This is a genomic window from Nocardioides sp. J9 (genome assembly GCF_007829375.1).
Lineage (GTDB): Bacteria > Actinomycetota > Actinomycetes > Propionibacteriales > Nocardioidaceae > Nocardioides.
Genome location: NZ_VLJQ01000072.1, coordinates 22,174 through 39,974 on the forward strand (window position 1 = coordinate 22,174; position 17,801 = coordinate 39,974).

Below are 17,801 nucleotides of genomic sequence, written 5' to 3' on the forward strand. Positions count from 1 at the left end.
GACATCCGCACAGCGCAACGAGGGGGACGAGTGGCGAAGGGACCGGGACGCGACCAGCGGGGTCCGATGGAACGGCTGGTGCGGATCGCGGCCTACCTGCAGGCTCACCCCCAGCAGGGCGTGCCCGGCGACACGCTGATCAAGGTCGCCGGGTTCGAGCACGGCAAGGACGCGGGCACCCAGCTCAAGCGGGAGCTGAGCCACCTCGAGCGCCAGGGCTGGCAGATCGAGAACATCGCCGCGCACGGCGAGCAGGCGGTCTACCGGATGACCACCGTCGACAACCGGCTGCGCGTGCGGTTGACGCCGGGCCAGCAGGCCCAGCTGCGCCGTGCCGTGCTGCTCGCCCGGCGCGAGGACCTCGCCCGCCGCCTCGGCCTGCCCGCCGGCTCCGCCGGCGACGAGCTGCCCGTGCCCGCCGCTGTCCGCGCCGCGACGCCCGAGGCGCTGCCGCTCGTCGTGGACGCCGTGCGCGACCACCAGCTGCTCACCTTCACCTACAAGGGCACCCGCCGCACCGTGCACCCCGAGTCGGTGCGCAACCAGAACAGCACGTGGTACCTGCGCGGCGTCGAGGACGCCGACCTCGACGAGCCGGTCGCGAAGGCGTTCGTGGTGTCCCGGATGTCCGACGCCGACGCCGGACCGGTGGGCAGCGCGCAGCCGATCCCGTCGGTGCGCCACACCGGGCTGCACCCGATGTCGTGGGAGATCGACCCGCCCGTGGACGTCACCCTGCGCGCGCCCGCCCACTACGAGCCCGACGTGCGCCGCTGGCTCGGGGAGCCGGTCCGGGTCGAGGACGCCGGGGACGCGCAGGTGCTGATCACCTACCGGGTCACCCACCGCGCCGCGCTCCGCACGCGCCTCAACGAGCTCGGCGACCGGGTCCGGATCGAGGGACCCGACGAGGTGCGGGCCGAGGTGATCGCCGCGCTGGACCAGGCGCGCGGGGGAGGGGGAGCGGCATGAGCACGCCCAAGTACGTCGAGCGCTTCGCCCGGCTGCCTGCGATCTTCGAGCGGCTCCAGCGCCACCCCGACGGGCTCTCGCTGGAGACCCTCGCCGCGGACTTCGACGTCACCGTCGAGGCGCTGCGCGAGGAGCTGCTCGCCTTCTACACCGCCGACATCGGCGGCCGCTGGCTGCTGACCCGACCCGAGGTGCTGGAGTTCCTCGGCCCCGACGGCGGCACCGAGGACCCCGGCACCGCCGGCGTCGTCCGCATCGTCGCCGAGGTGCCGGCCGACATCGGCGTCGAGTACGTCGACGCCGGCGAGCTCGGCCTCGCCTACACCGCCGCCCTGGCGCTGCTGGAGACCGAGCCCGACAACGAGGAGCTCTCCGGCGCGATCGACGTGCTGACCGAGACCATGTTCGGCCCCTCCGCCGCGGCCGACGCGCCTCCCGCCGTACAGAGCTGGAACCGGCTGCTGCCCACGCTGCGCGGGGCGCTCGACGACCGGCGCGCGGTGCGGATCAACTACTCCCGCGCCTGGCACCCCGGCGTCACCGACCGGGAGATCGAGCCCTACCAGCTCGTGCAGACCCGGCGCGGCTGGGAGGTCGACGCGGGTCCGGTCGACGACGAGGGCCGGCTGCGCACCTTCCTGCTGTCCAACATCCGCTCCGCGGAGGTCCTCGAGCGCACCTTCACCCTGCCCGACGACGTCGCGGAGCGGCTGGCCGAGCAGCGCGCCACCACCCGGGTGCGGGTGCTGCTGCCGCAGAGCGCCCGCTGGGTCGCCGACTTCTACGCCGAGCAGGTCACTCTCGTGGAGGACGACGAGCAGGACGTGGTCGTCGACCTCGACCTGCTGCCCCCCGTCGAGCGCCGCGTCGGCCGCCTCCTGCTCGCCGCCGGCCCCCTCGCCACCGTGCTCGCCCCCGCCGACCTCGACTCCGCCGGCGTCGTCCTCGCCGAGGAGCTCATGGTCCACCACTCCACCACCCCCGCCCCCGACGCCGAGGTGTGACACTTCGCCCCGCGAGGTGTGACGCTTTGCCCCGCGAGGTGTGAGGGCTTGCCCCGCGAGGTGTGAGGGTTTGCGCCGCGAGGTGCGGGTTGTGGCTGCGCGAGGTGTCGGTTCTGGCGGCACGACGTGCGCCTCGTGGCGGTGCGAGGTGCGTGTCGTGGTCACCACCGTCCCTCTAGGCTCCCGACATGACGCTGGCGCAGAACCTCGTGCGGATCGCGCTCGGCGCGGCGATGGTGGGAGCCGGGGTGACCCACCTGACGGTGGCCCGGGAGGAGTTCCGGGCCCAGGTGCCCGACTGGTTCCCGATCGACGACGACCTGGTCGTGCTCGGCTCGGGCGTCGTCGAGGTCGGCCTCGGCGCAGCCTTCGTGGCGCTGCCGCGAAAGCGGCGGCTCGTCGGCGCGCTGCTCGCGGCGTTCTTCGTCGCGATCTTCCCCGGCAACATCGCGCAGTACGTCGAGGGGACGGACGCCTTCGGCCTCGACACCGACCAGAAGCGGTTCGTGCGGCTGTTCTTCCAGCCCGTGCTGGTCCTGCTCGCCCTGTTCGGCGGCGGGCTGCTCGGCCGCGGGCGCCGTACATCCTGAGGCACGGGCGCCACGAGGCGCACCTCGGGCAGCCACGAGGCGCACGTCGCGCAGCCACGACGCGCACCTCGCGCAGCCACAACCCGCACCTCGCGCAGCCACAACCCGCACCTCGCGCCGCAAAGCCTCACACCTCGTGCTGCAGAGCCTCACACTTCGCGGTGCGCACCCTCACACCTCGCGCCGCAAAGTCTCACACCTCGCGGGGGCGGGGGTGTCGGGCATCGTGGTGGACGAGGGGTCATGGCCTACAGTGGCGGGAGCGGCTCAGGACGGGGGCCGTGCCTCGGGGTCGGCGACCCCACGGCCGAGAGGTCCCCTGTGCAACCCAACAGCCCTGTGCTCGTCGAGTTCGACGGAGCGCTCCTGAGCGGCCTGTGCCTCAAGGCGGCCGCTGACGGCGAGTCCCTGCTGGTCACCTTCGAGCGCGAGGGGCGCGTGGCGACCTCGTGGGTCCCGGCCGACCGGGTGCAGCCGGCGCCCTAGGCGCCCTGCTCCTGCACGGCCTGCGCCGAGGCGCGCTCCTCCTGCACCCGGCGGGTGGGGATCGCCTTGGGGTCGGCCTGCTCCTCGGCGGCCGCGACGATCTCCTGCGCGATCGCACGCAGGCGGATGTTGCTGGTCGACGAGGCGCGCACGAGGAACTGGAAGGCGCGGTCCTCGGTGAGCTGGTAGCGCTCCATCACGATGCCGACCGCGGTGCCGATGGCCTGGCGGGAGGCGACCGACTCCTTGAGCTGGTGCTCGTAGCGCGAGCGGCCGAGCGCGATCGCGGCGTGCGCGGCGAACAGCTCGGCGAGCTGGATCGCGTCGGGGTCGATGCCGGGCTCCTTCGCGTAGAAGTTCAGCCCGCCCAGGGCGCCGTCCTCGTTGTAGAGCTGCAGGCCCATCTGGGCCCGCAGGCCGAGGCGCTCGACCTCGGCGACGTACTTCGGCCAGCGGTCCTCGCTGTGCACGTCCTCCATCACCATCACGCCGCCGTGGCGGATGGCGTCGTAGCAGGGGCCCTGGCCCAGGGAGTACTGCAGCTCGTCGACCTCCCAGACCAGGCGGCCGGTGCCGGCGCGGGTCTCGATGGTGCCGCCGTTGGTGACGGAGATGCCGACGTGCTCGAACCCGGGGACCGTCTCCTGCGCGGCGCGGACGATCGCGTCGAGGGTGTGCTCGAGCGACTGCTGGCCGTCGATGGAGCGGGCGGCCTCGGTGAGGACGGCGGCGATGTGCTTGCTCTCGGGCGTCACGGGACCTCCTGGGTGATCGTCCGCCCAGTACCCCGGCGCGTCGGGTCGATGCGCGTGGCCCGGGCCACCGGATCCGCGGGTGCCGGCGGGGGAGCGCGCGAAAAAGCCAGGAGGCCCGGTCCTGGGACCGGGCCTCCTGCTGCGGTACACCCCCTCGGACTCGAACCGAGAACCCGCTGATTAAGAGTCAGCTGCTCTGCCAATTGAGCTAGGGGTGCTAGCGCTTGACGCGAGGCGAGACATTACCAGCGCCGGTGCCCCCGGGCGAAATCGGGATGCCTCACGCCTGCTCGAGCACGGCGTGGGCCGCGTTGTGCCCGCCCAGCCCGCTGACCGCGCCGCCGCGACGGGCGCCCGAGCCGCACACCACCACGGCGTCGTACGACGTCTGCACGCCCCACCGCTCGGCCGGGGTCTCGAGGCGGGCCCGTGCCGGCGCCCAGGGCCAGTCGAGGTCGCCGTGGAAGATGTGCCCGCCCGGCATCGCCAGGTCGGCCTCGACGTCCTGCGGGACCTTCGCCTCGATGCAGGGCTGCCCGTCGGGGCCGCGCAGCACCACGTCCTCGACCGGCTCCTCCAGCACGGCGTCCAGCGAGGCGAGGGCACGGCGCAGCGCCTCCGCCTTTGCCGCCGCGGGGTCGGCCGCGAACAGCCGGGCGGGGGTGTGCAGGCCGAAGTAGGTCAGCGTGTGGGTGCCGGGCGGCACGTCGCCGAGGATCGAGGGGTCGGTGAGGGAGTGGCAGTAGACCTCGCCGGGCAGGGGGTCGGGCAGCTCGCCGCGCTCCGCGGCGGCCCACGCGGCCTCGAGCTCGGTGGCGGACTCGGCCAGGTGGAGCGTGCCGGCGAACGCGACCGCCGGGTCGACGCCGGAGCGCAGCCGGGGCAAGCGCGAGAGCAGGAGGTTGACCTTGAGCTGCGAGCCTTCCGGCTTGGTCGCCGGGTCCTCGCCCTCCCCGAGAAGGATCCGTAGCACCCAGGGCGCGACGTTCGCCAGCACGTGGCCGGCCTCGACCACGTGCTCGCGCTCGCCGTCGTGCCAGTGCACCTCCGCGCCGGCGCCCGGGCCGCTGCCCGGGACGATCCGGCTCACGCCGGCGCCCGTGACGACCTCGGCCCCGGCCTCGACGGCGGCCCGGGCGAGCGCGTCGGTGACCGCGCCCATGCCGCCGACGGGCACCCGCCACTCGCCCGCGCCGTTGCCGATCAGGTGATAGAGGAAGCAGCGGTTCTGGGCCAGTCCCGGGCCGTGCAGCGAGGCGAAGGTGCCGATGAGGGCGTCGGTCGCGACCACGCCGCGGACCAGGTCGTCGCGGAAGCGGCGCTCGATCGCCTCGCCGATCGGCCGCTCGACCACGTCGTGCCAGATGTCCGCGTCGACCGCCGCGCGGACCTCGGCGTCGGTGGCCAGTGGCCGGGTCAGGGTCGGCGCGACGGCCGCGGCGAGGCGGGACACGCCGTCGTAGAAGGTGCGCCAGGCGTCGTACTCCTCGTCGGAGCCGGTCAGCTCGCGGAACGAGCGCCGGGTGGCCTCGCCCTCGTCGCGCTCGACGAGCAGCCCGGTCGGGCGGCCGTCCCGCACCGTCGGCGTGTACGACGCCGTGGGGCGGCTGACCAGGCGCAGGTCGAGCCCGAGGTCGTCCGCGACCTGCTGCGGCAGCAGGGAGACCAGGTAGGAGTAGCGCGAGAGCCGGGCCGGGACGCCGGGGAACGCCTGCGCGGAGACCGCGGCGCCGCCGACGTGGTCGAGCCGCTCGAGCACGAGGACGGACAGCCCCGCCCGGGCGAGGTAGGCGGCGGCGGTGAGGCCGTTGTGGCCGCCCCCGACGACCACGGCGTCGTAGCGCGTCATGCCTCGACCCTATGCGGAATACCTCCACCGGAGTTATGGTTGACATGGCAACTAAGCCGAACGACCTGGGAGGTGGGCCGATGCCCGCGATCACCGTTGACGACCTGACCGTCCTGCCGCGCGTGAAGGCGCCGGGGCTGGGGGACCAGCCGCGTCCGGTGTGGCAGGTGACCACCGCTCCGCAGGGCTACGAGGGCGAGGGATTCCCGGTGCGGCGCGCGTTCGCCGGCATCGAGATGCAGCGCCTCGACCCGTTCATCATGATGGACCAGATGGGCGAGGTGGAGTACGCACCGGGCGAGCCCAAGGGCACCCCGTGGCACCCGCACCGCGGCTTCGAGACCGTCACCTACATCATCGACGGCGTCTTCGAGCACCAGGACAGCCACGGTGGTGGCGGCACCATCACCAACGGTGACACCCAGTGGATGACCGCGGGCAGCGGGCTGCTGCACATCGAGACCCCGCCCGAGTGGCTGGTGCAGTCGGGTGGGCTCTTCCACGGCATCCAGCTGTGGGTGAACCTGCCGCGCACGGACAAGATGAACGACCCGCGCTACCAGGACATCCGCTCGGGCGAGGTCGCGCTGCTCACCAGCGACGACGCCGGCGCCCTGGTCCGGGTCATCGCCGGCACGGTCGACGGGCACGCCGGCCCGGGCGCGACCTACACGCCGATGTCGCTGGTGCACGCCACCATCGAGCCCGGCGCTCGCCTCGACCTGCCCTGGCAGGTCGACTACAACGCCCTGGTCTACGTGCTCAACGGCTCCGGCACGGTCGGCGCGACCGACGCCGCACCGGTGCGCACCGGCCAGACCGCCGTCCTCGGCGCCGGCGACTACCTGACCGTCACCGCCGACGGTGCCCAGGAGGGCCGCTCGCCGAAGCTCGACGTCATCGTCGTCGGCGGCCAGCCGATCCGCGAGCCGATCGCGTGGGCCGGTCCGTTCGTGATGAACACCAAGGCCGAGGTCCTCGCCGCATACGAGGACTTCCAGAAGGGCCGCTTCGGCCTGCCGATCGGCCACTGAGCCGCAGGTCACCGGGCCCGGCCCCTCGTTAGGGTCGGGCCCATGGCCCGGCTGTTCCGTGACCCGTACGGCGTCCCGCACCTGCGCGCCTCGTCGGTGACCGACCTGGCCCGCGGCCAGGGCCGGGTCAGCGTCCTCGACCGGGCCTGGCAGGTCGAGTGGCTGCGGCTGCGAGCCACGTCCGGCACCGCGGCCGTCCTCGGCACGGACGCCGCTGCCGCGTGGGACGACCTCGCCCGCGCGATGCGCGTCGAGGAGACCGCACGCCGGGCGCTCGCCGCGTGCAGCGCGGAGACGCAGGCGTTCGTCGGCGCGTACGTCGAGGGCGTGAACGCCGAGCTCTCCCGCACCGACCCGGGCTCGGTCCCCGAGCTCGCCCACCTCGGCCACGCGCCGGGGGAGTGGGAGCCGTGGACGCCGCTGGCCACCTTCCTCGCCCAGCACCTGCTCTTCGGCGCAATCGGCTCGCAGCTGTGGGACCGGCTTGTGACGCAGGTGCTGGGCGACGACGCCCACCTGCTGCGGCACGAGGGGCCGCAGGCCGCCGGCAGCAACGCCTGGGCCGTCGGCGGCCGGCGCACCGCCTCCGGCCTCCCGCTCGTCGGCGGTGACCCGCACCGCAACCTCGAGCAGCCCGGCGTCTACCAGCAGGTCCGCCTGGCCTGCGACGACCCGGACCGTCCCGAGGACCGCTTCGACGTGCTCGGCTTCTGCTTCGTCGGCGCGCCCGGCGTGCAGCACTTCGCCCACGCCGGCGACGTCGCCTGGGCGATCACCAACGCCTGCGCCGACTACCAGGACGTCGTCGAGGTCGACCCCGGCCTGGACGCGGCCGACCTCCCGGCCGACCTGCTACCGCTCCGGCCGGGCCTGGCGGTCCGCACGTCGTCGTACCTGCTGGGGGAGCTGGGCTTCGACGCCCTCCTGCCGCTGCTGCGCGCCCGCAGCGTCGACGACGTCGACCGCGCGCTCGACCGCTGGGTCGAGCCGGTCAACAACGTCGTCATCGCCGACCGGGCCGGCACGGTGCGCTACCGGCTCGCCGGACGCGTGCCCGTGCGCGACGCCGACGGCGGGTGGACCGGCTGGTTGCCCGACCCCCACCGGCACGACGCCGGGCCGGACGGGGTCGTGGTCACGGCCAACGAGCGCCGCGGCCCCGAGAGCAGCATGGTCGGGCGGTCGTTCGCGCCGCCGTACCGCGCCCGCCGGATCCGCGAGCTCCTGGGTGACCGGCGCGGGCTCACGACCGCCGACTTCGCCGCCATCCACGACGACGCGTTCCTGCCCACCGCCCCGCTGCTCGCCCGGCTCGTGCCGGGCGCCTTCGACGACTTCGACGGGGTGATGGCGGCCGGCTCCGCCGGGGCCGCACGCTTCGCCGCCTGGCGGTCCGCGCTGGTACGACGCCTCGTGGCCGAGCCTGCGCTGGCCGGCCTCGCCGATCCGGGACCCGAGCACGACCACGGCCCGTTGCTGGCCTGGTCGATGGACCCGGTCGTGCGGGTCGGGCTGGCGCTGCCGACCCTCGCCGCGGCGGCGCTGGCCGACGAGCGGCCGCTCGGGATCGACCTGCCCGCGCTCGCCCGGGCCGCCCTCGGCGACCTCGCGGCGAAGGAGGTGCCGGCGACCTGGGGCGACACCCACGTGGCCCGGCCGGTGCACGCGCTGGCCGAGGTGGGCTTCGACGCCGGCATCCCGTTCCTACCGGTCTCCGGGGACCAGGACGCGGTGCGCACGATGGGTTCGTGGCCGGCGATCAGCGACGCCGCCACCCGGGGAGCGGTGGCGCGCTACGTGTGGGACCTCGCCGACCGGCAGGCCGGGGGCTGGGTGGTGCCGACCGGCGCCTCCGGCCGGCCCGGCCCGCACCACGACGACCAGCTGCGACCGTGGCTCGACGGGCACCTCGTGCCGATCGTCACCGACTGGGATCAGCTGGCCGAGGACAGCTCCTTCTCGAAGAACGCCTCGGCGTAGGGGTTGTCGTTGTAGCGGTCGATCCGCGCGTAGCCAGCCCGTTCGTACATCTCGATCGCCCCGGTCAGCGTGCCGTTGGTGTCCAGCACGACGCGTCGGTAGCCCTGCTCGCGCGCGAGGCTCTCGAGGTGTCGCAGCATCCGCGTGCCCAGGCCTGCGCCGCGCCAGCCGGCGTCGACCCACATCCGCTTGATCTCGGCGGTGTCGTCCCGGCCGGGGACCGGGCGGAGGCCACCGTGGGCCACCGGCCGGCCGTCCGAGGTCGCCACCACCCAGGTCGCGTCCGGCTCCGGCGCCAACGGGCCGGGGTCGAAACCGGCGGGGAAGCGGTCGTCGAGCTCCGCGACGTACCGCCGGGTGGCCTCCCGGGCGACCGGGTCGTCGTCACCGACCTGCCGCAACCGGACCGTGGCGGCCCGCACGAGCAGGTCGGCCGTGGCCAGCGCGTCGGCCAGCCGCTCCTGCTGGCGGGGTGTCAGCGGGGCCATCAGGGAGCTGGCCCGCTCATCGGAGCGACGCTCGAGGTCGTCGTAAGCCTGTTGGCCCGCGGTCGTCAACGAGACCAGCCGGCGGCGCCGGTCGGCGCCGTCGACCGTCGTGGCCACCAGGCCGTCGTCCTCGAGCCGGCGCAGCATCCGGGACAGGTGCCCGGAGTCGAGGTCGAGCAGCTCGCGCAGCTCGCGGACCCCCACGGCCCCCGCGCTGCCGATCTCGAAGAGCAGCCGGGAGACTGCCAGCGGCCGGCCGGTCCCGAGGAAGGACTCCTCGAGCACGCCGATGCGCTGGGTGTAGGTGCGGTTGAACCGGCGGAGGACCTCGGTCACGGTCATTCTCTGACTCTAGTCAGAGATTACTCCGAGTGGCAAGGGAGCGATTGCGACACCGACTCACTTCGTGTCGTCGTTGCTGCCCCCGGTGTCCTCCTCGCCGGCGTTGTCGCCCTCCTCGGGCGGCGTCGTCGAGCTGTCGTCGACCGGGTCGTTGATGATGTCGTCGTTGTTCTCGCCGCCACCGCCGCAGGCGGTCAGGCCCAGGGCGAGCAGGGTCGCGGCCACGGCGGCCGCCTTGCGGGGGATGCTCACGGTGCTCATCGCCGAGCGTTACCCCCGCGTCGCTGCTGCACTCAGGGGGCGGGGCCCGACCGGAGGCGCTGAGAGACTTCGCTCCCGTCGACCAGGGAAGCAGGTGGCGCCATGACCTGGTTCACCGCCCTCGTCATCGTCCTCCTGGCTCTCGTGCTGGCCGGGCTCGTCCTCGGTGGACGGCGGCGTTCGGGCCCCTCGCCGCTCGAGCGGGACCACGGCGCCGGGCTCTACCGCGGCGGCACCGGCAACGACCCGCTCGAGCGCCGCCAGGCAGCGGAGAAGCAGGAAAAGCGAACCGGCCGGACTCGAGGGAGTCCGGCCGGTCCGTTGCTGGGGTGAGTAACGGGACTTGAACCCGCGACATCTGCGACCACAACGCAGCGCTCTACCAGCTGAGCTATACCCACCATGTGGCCCGAGGGCCGGAGATGAGTGTAGACGCAAGCCGCCCGGAATCAGGAATCGGTACCCGTACCAGCGGCGTCGCCGCCGGTGGCCGGATCCTCGGCTGCGTCCTCGGCCGGGGCCAGCCCGAGGCCGGTGAGTGCGCCGCCGTGGCGCGTCGCGACCTCGCGTGCGGTGTCGGTGTCCGGGCCGGGCGGCGCCACGAAGACGGTGTCGCGGTAGTAGCGCAGCTCCTCGATGCTCTCCTGGATGTCGGCCAGGGCCCGGTGGTTGCCGCGCTTGGTCGGGGCGTTGAAGTAGGCCCGCGGGAACCAGCGCTTCGACAGCTCCTTGATCGAGGAGACGTCGACGATCCGGTAGTGCAGGAAGCCGTCGAGCTCGGGCATGTCACGGGCGACGAAGCCGCGATCGGTGGCGACCGAGTTGCCCGCGAGCGCGGGCCGGCTGTCCGGGGCGCAGTGCTCGCGCAGGTAGGCCATGACCTGTTCCTCGGCCTCGCGCAGGGTGACGCCGTTCTCCAGCTCGGTGATCAGGCCGGAGGTCTCGTGCATGGTCCGCACGAACTCGATCATCTGGTCCAGCGCCTCGGCGGGCGGCTTGATGATGACGTCGACACCCTCGCCGAGCACGTTGAGGTCGAAGTCGGTCACCAGGGCTGCGATCTCGATGAGGGCGTCGTTGCGGAGGTCGAGCCCCGTCATCTCGCAGTCGATCCAGACCAGTCGTTCGTTCACGATGCTGCACCCTACGCCTGACGGCCGTCACCGGGGCGGGGTGCTCTCAGGAGCCGCTCAGCGGAGCCGGTTAGCCTCGGCGCCGTGAACGGAACACTGGCCTGGGTGGGCCTGCTCGCCCGGCTGGTGACGGGAGGGGTCTGGCTCGTCGCGGGCGGCCTCAAGATCACCGAGCCCGACGCGAGCGTCAACGCGGTCCGTGCCTACCAGCTGCTGCCGTCCTCGGTCGCCGAGGTGGTCGGCCTCGCCCTGCCCGGCATCGAGGTCGCCATCGGCCTGGCGCTGGTCCTCGGCGTGCTCACCCGTGGCGCCGGCGTGCTGTCGGCGCTGCTGTTCGTCGCGTTCATCATCGGCATCGCGTCGGTGTGGGCACGCGGGATCGAGATCGACTGCGGGTGCTTCGGCGGTGGCGGGGCCGACCCCGGTGCCTCCTCGGCCTACCCGTGGGAGATCGCCCGGGACGTCGCGCTGCTGGCCGCGTCCCTTCTCGTCGTGTGGCTGCCACGCACGCGGCTCGCCCTGGATTCCGTACTGTTCGAGAACCGCGCCGCCAGCGGCGCTGCTGAAGGAGAAGTGGACTGATGTCGTCGAAGTCGTCGAAGGCGAACGCGCGGGCGCAGAAGGCGGCCGCCGAGCGGGCCGCCCAGGCCAAGCGGGAGGCGCGGCGCCGGATGCTGACCGTCGGTGGCGTCGTGCTCGCGATCGTGCTGATCGTCGGCGGCTCGGTCGGCTACTCGGTGTGGAAGCGGGACAAGGACCAGAAGGCGCTCGAGGAGGCCGTGGCCACCGCCGCGGCGTACGGCGTCTCGATCGGCCCGGAGGACGCGCCGCACGAGGTGATCATCTACGAGGACTTCCTCTGCCCGTTCTGTGGTGACCTCGAGGAGGAGACCCGCGACGACCTCGCCCGGCTCGCCGCCGACGGCAAGGTCCGCGTGGAGTACCGCCCGTTCGACCTGCTCAGCCAGATCGGTGACTACCCGATCCGCGCGACCAGCGCCTTCTCGATCGTGCTCGAGGAGGCCGGCCCGGAGGCGGCGAAGAAGTTCCACGACCTGCTCTTCGCCAACCAGCCGTCCGAGAGCAACCCCGACGCGGTCGACAACGACGACCTCGTCGAGTACGCCGTCGAGGCCGGTGCCGACGAGGCCGCCGTCGGTGACGCGATCCGCAGCGTCGCCAACCGCGACTGGGTCACCGAGGCCACCGAGGAGGCGCGCCGCGTCGGTGTCTCGAGCACCCCGACCATCCTGCTCGACGGCAAGGTCTTCGACGACGGGCGCACCGTCGACGACCTTGCGGAGAACCTCATCGACGCGCTTGAGTGACGTCGTGCCGCCGAGCCCCTCGCTGAGCCCCTCGCCGAGCCCGTCGCTGGGTCGGTTCGTCGCCGGCCTGCCCAAGGCCGAGCTGCACGTCCACCACGTCGGGTCGGCCTCGCCGCGCATCGTGTCCGAGCTGGCCGCGCGCCACCCCGGCACGGTGCCCTCGGACCCGGAGCGGCTCCGCGAGTTCTTCGCGTTCCGCGACTTCGCCCACTTCATCGAGGTCTACCTCGCCGTGGTCGACCTGGTCCGGACGCCGGAGGACGTGCGCTACCTGACCTACGAGATCGGTCGCGAGCTCGCCGAGGGCCAGTCCGTGCGCTACGCGGAGCTCACCTGCACGCCGTACACCTCGGTCTGGCCGGACGACCCGGACCGGGGCATGCCGATCGAGGCGTACACGGAGGCGATCGAGGACGCGCGGGTCGCCGCCGAGCGTGACTTCGGGCTGGTGCTGCGCTGGATCTACGACGTCCCGGGGGAGGCCGGTGTGCCGGCGGCCGACGCGACCCTGCGGTTCGCCCTCGAGCACGCGCCCGACGGACTGGTCGCCTTCGGCCTCGGCGGGCCGGAGATCGGGGTGCCGCGCGAGCAGTTCGTGCCGCACTTCGCCCAGGCGCTGGCGGCCGGGCTGCACTCGGTCCCGCACGCGGGGGAGACCACCGGCCCGGAGACCATCTGGACCTCGCTGCGCCACCTGGGCGCGGAGCGGATCGGGCACGGCACGTCCGCCGCGGAGGACCCGGCGCTGCTCGCCCACCTCGCCGAGAACCGGATCCCGCTCGAGGTGTGCCCGTCGTCCAACGTGGCGACCCGGGCGGTGGCCGCGCTGGACGAGCACCCGCTGCCGGCGTTCGTGGAGGCGGGGGTCGTGGTCACCATCAACTCCGACGACCCGCCGATGTTCGGCACCACCCTCAACCGGGAGTACGAGATCGCCGCCGACCTGCTCGGCCTCGACGAGGCCGGCCTCGCCGACCTCTCCCGCGCTGCCGTCGGCGCCTCCTTCGCACCGGAGGACGTCAAGGCGCGCCTGGTCGGCGAGATCGACGCCTACGTCGCCGAGGGGCGCTGAGCATGCAGGCGCCGCTCGAGCTGTTCGGGATCGACGGCCTGCTGAGCGACGAGGAGCGCGCGATCCGCGACACCGTCCGTGCCTTCGTCGACGACAGGGCCCGGCCCCACCTCGCCGAGTGGTACGACGACGCCCGGATCCCGGCTCGCGAGCTCGCCGTCGAGCTGGGCCGGCTCGGCCTGCTCGGCATGCACCTGGAGGGCTACGGCTGCGCCGGCACCAGCGCCACCGCCTACGGACTGGCCTGCCTCGAGCTCGAGGCGGCCGACTCAGGCCTGCGCTCGCTGGTCTCCGTGCAGGGCTCGCTGGCGATGTTCGCGATCCGCCGCTGGGGCTCGGAGGAGCAGCGCGAGGAGTGGCTGCCCCGGATGGCCACCGGCGAGGCGATCGGCTGCTTCGGCCTCACCGAGCCCGACTTCGGCTCCGACCCGGGCGGGATGCGGACCCGCGCCGTGCGCGACGGCGATGACTGGGTGCTGCACGGCGCCAAGATGTGGATCACCAACGGCTCCGTCGCCGACGTCGCCGTGGTCTGGGCCCGGACCGAGGAGGGCATCCGCGGCTTCGTGGTGCCGACGGACGCCCCTGGCTTCTCCGCGCCGGAGATCCGGCGCAAGCTGTCCCTGCGCGCCTCGGTCACCAGCGAGCTGGTCCTCGACGGGGTGCGCCTGCCCGCCTCCGCGGCCTTCCCCGACGTGCGCGGCCTGCGCGGCCCGCTGTCCTGCCTCGACGAAGCGCGCTTCGGGATCGTCTTCGGCGCGCTCGGCGCCGCCCGCGACTGCCTCGACGCGACGATCTCCTACGCCCGCGAGCGGGCGATCTTCGACAAGCCGCTGGCGTCGTACCAGCTGACCCAGGCGAAGCTCGCCGACATGGCCCTCGAGCTCGGCAAGGGGATGCTGCTCGCGCTGCACCTGGGCCGGCTCAAGGACGCCGGGCAGCTGCAGCCCGACCAGGTCAGCCTCGGCAAGCTGAACAACGTGCGCGAGGCGCTCGGGATCGCGCGGCAGTGCCGCACCATCCTCGGCGCTGCCGGGATCACCCTGGAGCACCCGGTCATGAGGCACGCCAACAACCTCGAGTCGGTGCTCACCTACGAGGGCACGAGCGAGGTCCACCAGCTGGTCATCGGACGTGCCCTGACGGGCGAGTCGGCCTTCCGCTGAGAGGCGTCAGCCCCGCGAGGCTCATACCTCCCGCGGGGCCACGACCTTTGTACGACGCCGGGCCGCCCTCCGGGCGGAGGCGCGCCGTCCCGACCGCCCTCCCGGTACCCGACCGTCTCGCCGCCACGACCCTCCGACATTTGTGTCGGTAAAGCCGGGGATCATGGGTCACCGGTCGTCGACGGGTCAGGTCCGGGCCGGCGACGACGATGGTGACCGTGGAGGACGAGGCGTGGGACGCACTGGTGAGGAGGCAGGGATGGCCGAGGCAGCCGAGGAGGCCGCAGGCGCACGCTCCCTGGACGACCTCGCCGACGACCTGCGCGCCCTGCGCGTGGCAGCCGGCAGCCCGTCGTACGCCGAGATCGCGCTGGGCGTCGCCCGGGTCCGCGAGGCGCGGGGAGCCGCAGGGCGCCCCGGCCGGACGACCGTCTACGACGCCTTCCGCACCGGTCGCCGACGCATCGACGTCGAGCTGGTGGTCGACATCGTGCGGGCGCTGGGCGTCGACGAGGACGAGGTCGTCCGCTGGGACGCCGAGTGCCGCGCCGCCCTCTCGGCCGCGACCGCAGCACTGCCCGCCACGCGCCCCGGGACCGGGGCCCCGGTGGCCGACGCCCCGGCCGCGGGGGAGGGCCCGGCTGCGGGGGAGGGCCCGGCTGCGGGGGAGGGCCCGTCGCCTGCCCGCTCGGCGCCGGAGGCCGCGGCCCGTGTCCCGGCTGTGCCGCTGCCCCCGCCGCTGACCGCGCGTCGCGGGCTGCTGGTCGGCGTCGGCTGCGTGCTGGCGAACCTGCTCGGCCGCTCGCTGGTCGACCTGCTGAACCTGCCGCTCTACCTCGACATGATCGGCACCGCGGTCGCCGCGGTGGTCCTCGGGCCGTGGTGGGGCGCCCTGGTCGGCGCGACCACGAACGTGGCGGGAGTCCCGATCAGCGGCGCCGACTCGATCCCGTTCGCGCTGGTCAACGTCACCGGCGCGCTCATCTGGGGCTACGGGCTGCGGCGCTTCGACATGGGGCGCACCATCGGACGCTTCCTGCTGCTCAGCATGGTCGTGGCCCTCGCCTGCTCGGCGGTGGCCGTCCCGATCCTGCACGTGCTCTACGGCGGCTCGACCGGGCACGGCGCCGACACGATCACGGCGACCTTCTTCGACCTCAGCCACAGCCTGCTGCTGGCGGTGACCTCGGCCAACCTGCTGACCTCCCTGGCCGACAAGCTGATCAGCGGCTTCGTCGCCCTGGCCGCCCTCGACGCGGTGCGCCGGCGGGCGGAGGACCGACCACCCGTGCGGGCCGACGGCCTGCTGGCCTGACCCCCTCGTCCGGAGGCATCCGGAAGGGGGTAGGCCCCGGCGTCCCCGCGCTGACCTGCGTGTTCGGAGTTGTTCGGGGTTGCCGGAGGGGCGCCGACGACGCCTCCGGACAGGCGAGACTGTGCGTGGGGGACCGCCCGGTTCGGCGCCGACCGCCGTCGGGGGACACGACGGCACACAAGCCAGGCAGTGGGCCGGAAGGTGGTCGTGGGGGCCAGCTTCCGAGACCGGCGTCAGCGGGCGGTCCGCTCCCCGCGCAGGCGCCGGGCGGTGGCGTAGGAGCGCTCGCGGAGCTGCTCCACCCAGGGGTACTGCTCGAGTCCCGGCATCGTGTTCACGATCGGGTCGAAGGACGCCTCGGCGTCGTCGGGCAGGGGCAGCTGGAGGGTGAGCACCCCGAGGTGGCGCCAGGCCCCGCCGACCGGCGCCCAGGACAGCTCGTAGCGGTGCTCCTCGGTGCCACGGGCGCCGAGCACCACCGGCCCGGCCTCGGTCCGGTACGGCAGCAGGGTGGTCAGCGGCTGGCCCTTGCGGAAGGCCGGGACGAGCAGGTGGCGCGCCACGGGCGACCAGCCGGTGTTGGCGAGCAGCAGGTCGGCGTACCGGTCGTTGCCCAGGGGCAGGCGCACGGCGAGGCCGAGGATGTCCGGGACCGGACCGGGCAGGCCGATCGCCCGGGAGGTGCGCACCAGCACCTCGTCCTCGCCCGCGGTGTCGATCCAGGGGACGCCGACCGGCTCGGGGGAGCCGGTGCGGCTGATCAGGCCGGCCCAGGTCCGGCCCTCGGGGTGGAGCGGTTTCTCCGCCGGGCGCAGCGCGGCGATCCCGGAGGTGGCGGCCGAGAGGGCCCGGCCGGCGAGGTCGGCAGCGGTCGTGATCACGGGGTGGGGCATCACCGTGCGGTACCCCTCCCTCGTCGTGGCATGAGGTCCCGCCTCCGGCCGGCGTCCTAGGCTCGCGGCGTGGACGAGCAGGTGCGGGTGCGGGTGGATCGCGACAGCGTCGCGGCCGGGGACGACGTCGTGTCGCACGCACGGGTCGTCGACCTGCCGGCCGGGCAGCCGCTGGGCGTCGTGCTGGCGGCCGTCCGCCCCGAGGTCCGGGCGCCGGGCTGGTCGTGGGTGGTCCGCGTCGACGGCGAGGTGGCGGGGGTGTGGTCGACCGACCACGGTGTGCGGCTGCTGGTCCCCGACCGCCCGGTCGGGCCCGGGGAGCTGGACGTCCACTTCTCCTACTTCCTGCAGGTCGACCCGAGCTGGCTGTTCGACCGGCTCGCCGCGGGGGCCCGGGCCCGGCGGCGCGACCTCGTCGAGGAGTACACACCGATCGCCGCCGCGCGCCACGAGGAGGAGCTGCGGCGCCGCGAGCGCGAGCTCCCGGAGCGGCTGCTCGGGCCGGAGTGCGTCGCCGCGCTGGTGGCGTTCGGCGCCGTCGTCGACCTGCACGCCGACCGGGCGTGCTGGTTCGAGTGCGGTGGGGAGCGGTGGCGGGTGGTCCGCGCCGACACGATGACCCAGGTCTTCGCGCCCGGACGTGCCGGGGCCACCTTGTCCGCGCGTCCGGTGGAGGTCGTGGAGGGATGGCTGGTCGCCGCCCTCGGCGCCCGGGGCCGGGTCGGGCAGGGGCTGGCGCCGTACCCCGAGCACGAGCCGGTCCCACTTCCGGGCCTGGCGCTGCAGGCAGGTCGCTGGGTGATGACCGGCGCGGTGACCGTCCAGGTCCAGGACGGGTGGGCGGTCGAGGCGCTGCGCTTCGCCCACGGTCGCACCGTGCCGGACATCCGAGCGGCCCTCGTCGTTCCCGGGGCCTGACGGCCCGGCGTCCGGTGACCGCGCGGGGAGGGCAGTGCGTCGCCCTCGCCCGCCCGGTCGGACGGCGCCCCCGGCAGGAGTCGAACCCGCAACCTGAGAGGTAGAAGCTCCCTGCTCTATCCAGTTGAGCTACGGAGGCCTGCGGGCGAGCCTAGCGCCCGCGCCGCGCGCCGGACGAGCCGGAATAAACCCCGAGGGGGTATGTGTTGGCCGAT

At 73.9% G+C, this 17,801-nt stretch carries 19 protein-coding genes and 3 tRNA genes; 13 read left to right on the forward strand and 9 right to left on the reverse strand.

What is annotated here, in order from left to right:
• Positions 1 to 66 precede the first annotated feature (66 nt).
• The 4 genes from L615_RS11370 (at position 67) to L615_RS23295 (ending at position 3,052) form a co-directional block, all read left to right on the forward strand.
• On the forward strand, positions 67 to 972 hold the full coding sequence (locus L615_RS11370) for a WYL domain-containing protein (protein ID WP_145725135.1): 906 nt from the start codon (positions 67 to 69) through the stop codon (positions 970 to 972).
• On the forward strand, positions 969 to 1,976 hold the full coding sequence (locus L615_RS11375; protein WP_145725136.1) for a WYL domain-containing protein: 1,008 nt from the start codon (positions 969 to 971) through the stop codon (positions 1,974 to 1,976). The genes L615_RS11370 and L615_RS11375 overlap by 4 nt, the downstream gene beginning before the upstream one ends.
• A 188-nt stretch (positions 1,977 to 2,164) precedes the next feature.
• Positions 2,165 to 2,566, forward strand: a complete 402-nt coding sequence (locus L615_RS11380; protein ID WP_145725137.1) for a hypothetical protein — start codon at positions 2,165 to 2,167, stop codon at positions 2,564 to 2,566.
• Between the two features lie 321 nt (positions 2,567 to 2,887).
• Positions 2,888 to 3,052, forward strand: a complete 165-nt coding sequence (locus tag L615_RS23295) for a hypothetical protein (protein WP_186449833.1) — start codon at positions 2,888 to 2,890, stop codon at positions 3,050 to 3,052.
• Here the strand turns inward: L615_RS23295 and L615_RS11385 are convergent.
• The 3 genes from L615_RS11385 to L615_RS11395 all read right to left on the reverse strand — a co-directional run bounded on the left by L615_RS11385 (position 3,049) and on the right by L615_RS11395 (position 5,656).
• Positions 3,049 to 3,807, reverse strand: a complete 759-nt coding sequence (locus L615_RS11385) for a GAF and ANTAR domain-containing protein (protein ID WP_186449834.1) — start codon at positions 3,805 to 3,807, stop codon at positions 3,049 to 3,051. The two genes, L615_RS23295 and L615_RS11385, sit on opposite strands and share 4 nt — an antisense overlap.
• A gap of 145 nt (positions 3,808 to 3,952) precedes the next feature.
• A tRNA-Lys gene (locus tag L615_RS11390) sits at positions 3,953 to 4,025 on the reverse strand.
• Positions 4,026 to 4,087: 62 nt separating this feature from the next.
• A complete protein-coding gene (locus L615_RS11395) occupies positions 4,088 to 5,656 on the reverse strand; it encodes an NAD(P)/FAD-dependent oxidoreductase (protein ID WP_145725139.1) in 1,569 nt (522 codons plus the stop codon).
• Between the two features lie 80 nt (positions 5,657 to 5,736).
• Here L615_RS11395 and L615_RS11400 point away from each other — a divergent pair, with 80 nt between their 5' ends.
• On the forward strand, positions 5,737 to 6,690 hold the full coding sequence (locus L615_RS11400; protein ID WP_028656038.1) for a pirin family protein: 954 nt from the start codon (positions 5,737 to 5,739) through the stop codon (positions 6,688 to 6,690).
• Positions 6,691 to 6,732: 42 nt separating this feature from the next.
• Positions 6,733 to 8,670: a penicillin acylase family protein gene (locus L615_RS11405; RefSeq protein WP_145725140.1), complete on the forward strand. Its 1,938-nt coding sequence runs from the start codon at positions 6,733 to 6,735 to the stop codon at positions 8,668 to 8,670.
• Here the strand turns inward: L615_RS11405 and L615_RS11410 are convergent.
• Together L615_RS11410 and L615_RS11415 are read right to left on the reverse strand one after the other, a co-directional pair.
• Complete coding sequence (locus tag L615_RS11410; protein ID WP_145725141.1) at positions 8,625 to 9,500, reverse strand: bifunctional helix-turn-helix transcriptional regulator/GNAT family N-acetyltransferase; 876 nt, start codon at positions 9,498 to 9,500, stop codon at positions 8,625 to 8,627. The two genes, L615_RS11405 and L615_RS11410, sit on opposite strands and share 46 nt — an antisense overlap.
• 57 nt (positions 9,501 to 9,557) lie before the next feature.
• On the reverse strand, positions 9,558 to 9,761 hold the full coding sequence (locus tag L615_RS11415) for a hypothetical protein (protein ID WP_028656035.1): 204 nt from the start codon (positions 9,759 to 9,761) through the stop codon (positions 9,558 to 9,560).
• Between the two features lie 102 nt (positions 9,762 to 9,863).
• Between L615_RS11415 and L615_RS11420 the strand changes: the two genes are divergently transcribed.
• Positions 9,864 to 10,094: a hypothetical protein gene (locus L615_RS11420; RefSeq protein ID WP_145725142.1), complete on the forward strand. Its 231-nt coding sequence runs from the start codon at positions 9,864 to 9,866 to the stop codon at positions 10,092 to 10,094.
• On the opposite strand, the gene L615_RS11425 is transcribed toward L615_RS11420, so the two are convergent.
• Together L615_RS11425 and orn are read right to left on the reverse strand one after the other, a co-directional pair.
• Positions 10,087 to 10,162 (reverse strand) — tRNA-His (locus L615_RS11425). The genes L615_RS11420 and L615_RS11425 overlap by 8 nt on opposite strands.
• A 48-nt stretch (positions 10,163 to 10,210) precedes the next feature.
• On the reverse strand, positions 10,211 to 10,894 hold the full coding sequence (gene orn, locus L615_RS11430) for an oligoribonuclease (RefSeq protein ID WP_036518087.1): 684 nt from the start codon (positions 10,892 to 10,894) through the stop codon (positions 10,211 to 10,213).
• A gap of 84 nt (positions 10,895 to 10,978) precedes the next feature.
• Here orn and L615_RS11435 point away from each other — a divergent pair, with 84 nt between their 5' ends.
• The 5 genes from L615_RS11435 (at position 10,979) to L615_RS11455 (ending at position 15,775) form a co-directional block, all read left to right on the forward strand.
• Positions 10,979 to 11,476 carry a MauE/DoxX family redox-associated membrane protein gene (locus L615_RS11435; protein WP_028656033.1) on the forward strand — a complete coding sequence of 166 codons (498 nt, stop codon included), beginning with the start codon at positions 10,979 to 10,981 and terminating at the stop codon, positions 11,474 to 11,476.
• Positions 11,476 to 12,222, forward strand: a complete 747-nt coding sequence (locus L615_RS11440; RefSeq protein WP_036518084.1) for a thioredoxin domain-containing protein — start codon at positions 11,476 to 11,478, stop codon at positions 12,220 to 12,222. Before L615_RS11435 ends, L615_RS11440 begins: the two co-directional genes overlap by 1 nt.
• 4 nt (positions 12,223 to 12,226) lie before the next feature.
• Positions 12,227 to 13,294: an adenosine deaminase gene (locus tag L615_RS11445; RefSeq protein WP_084255225.1), complete on the forward strand. Its 1,068-nt coding sequence runs from the start codon at positions 12,227 to 12,229 to the stop codon at positions 13,292 to 13,294.
• Positions 13,295 to 13,296: 2 nt separating this feature from the next.
• Complete coding sequence (locus tag L615_RS11450) at positions 13,297 to 14,460, forward strand: acyl-CoA dehydrogenase family protein (protein ID WP_145725143.1); 1,164 nt, start codon at positions 13,297 to 13,299, stop codon at positions 14,458 to 14,460.
• A gap of 259 nt (positions 14,461 to 14,719) precedes the next feature.
• Entirely contained in the window at positions 14,720 to 15,775 is a 1,056-nt protein-coding gene (locus tag L615_RS11455; RefSeq protein WP_145725144.1) for a hypothetical protein, read from the forward strand.
• Between the two features lie 233 nt (positions 15,776 to 16,008).
• On the opposite strand, the gene L615_RS11460 is transcribed toward L615_RS11455, so the two are convergent.
• Positions 16,009 to 16,668 carry a hypothetical protein gene (locus tag L615_RS11460; protein WP_051485867.1) on the reverse strand — a complete coding sequence of 220 codons (660 nt, stop codon included), beginning with the start codon at positions 16,666 to 16,668 and terminating at the stop codon, positions 16,009 to 16,011.
• A 69-nt stretch (positions 16,669 to 16,737) separates the two neighbouring features.
• Here L615_RS11460 and L615_RS11465 point away from each other — a divergent pair, with 69 nt between their 5' ends.
• Positions 16,738 to 17,586 (forward strand): hypothetical protein, encoded by an 849-nt coding sequence (locus tag L615_RS11465; protein WP_145725145.1) that lies wholly within the window; start codon positions 16,738 to 16,740, stop codon positions 17,584 to 17,586.
• Positions 17,587 to 17,651: 65 nt separating this feature from the next.
• On the opposite strand, the gene L615_RS11470 is transcribed toward L615_RS11465, so the two are convergent.
• Positions 17,652 to 17,725, reverse strand: a tRNA-Arg gene (locus tag L615_RS11470).
• Positions 17,726 to 17,801 lie beyond the last annotated feature (76 nt).

Coding starts and splice junctions, on each gene's coding strand:
- L615_RS11370 (WP_145725135.1), top strand. CDS start 67: ATGGAACGGCTGGTGCGGATCGCGGCCTACCTGCAGGCTCACCCCCAG.
- L615_RS11375 (WP_145725136.1), top strand. CDS start 969: ATGAGCACGCCCAAGTACGTCGAGCGCTTCGCCCGGCTGCCTGCGATC.
- L615_RS11380 (WP_145725137.1), top strand. CDS start 2,165: ATGACGCTGGCGCAGAACCTCGTGCGGATCGCGCTCGGCGCGGCGATG.
- L615_RS11395 (WP_145725139.1), bottom strand. CDS start 5,656: ATGACGCGCTACGACGCCGTGGTCGTCGGGGGCGGCCACAACGGCCTC.
- L615_RS11400 (WP_028656038.1), top strand. CDS start 5,737: ATGCCCGCGATCACCGTTGACGACCTGACCGTCCTGCCGCGCGTGAAG.
- L615_RS11405 (WP_145725140.1), top strand. CDS start 6,733: ATGGCCCGGCTGTTCCGTGACCCGTACGGCGTCCCGCACCTGCGCGCC.
- L615_RS11410 (WP_145725141.1), bottom strand. CDS start 9,500: ATGACCGTGACCGAGGTCCTCCGCCGGTTCAACCGCACCTACACCCAG.
- L615_RS11415 (WP_028656035.1), bottom strand. CDS start 9,761: ATGAGCACCGTGAGCATCCCCCGCAAGGCGGCCGCCGTGGCCGCGACC.
- L615_RS11420 (WP_145725142.1), top strand. CDS start 9,864: ATGACCTGGTTCACCGCCCTCGTCATCGTCCTCCTGGCTCTCGTGCTG.
- L615_RS11440 (WP_036518084.1), top strand. CDS start 11,476: ATGTCGTCGAAGTCGTCGAAGGCGAACGCGCGGGCGCAGAAGGCGGCC.
- L615_RS11450 (WP_145725143.1), top strand. CDS start 13,297: ATGCAGGCGCCGCTCGAGCTGTTCGGGATCGACGGCCTGCTGAGCGAC.
- L615_RS11455 (WP_145725144.1), top strand. CDS start 14,720: ATGGCCGAGGCAGCCGAGGAGGCCGCAGGCGCACGCTCCCTGGACGAC.
- L615_RS11460 (WP_051485867.1), bottom strand. CDS start 16,668: ATGCCCCACCCCGTGATCACGACCGCTGCCGACCTCGCCGGCCGGGCC.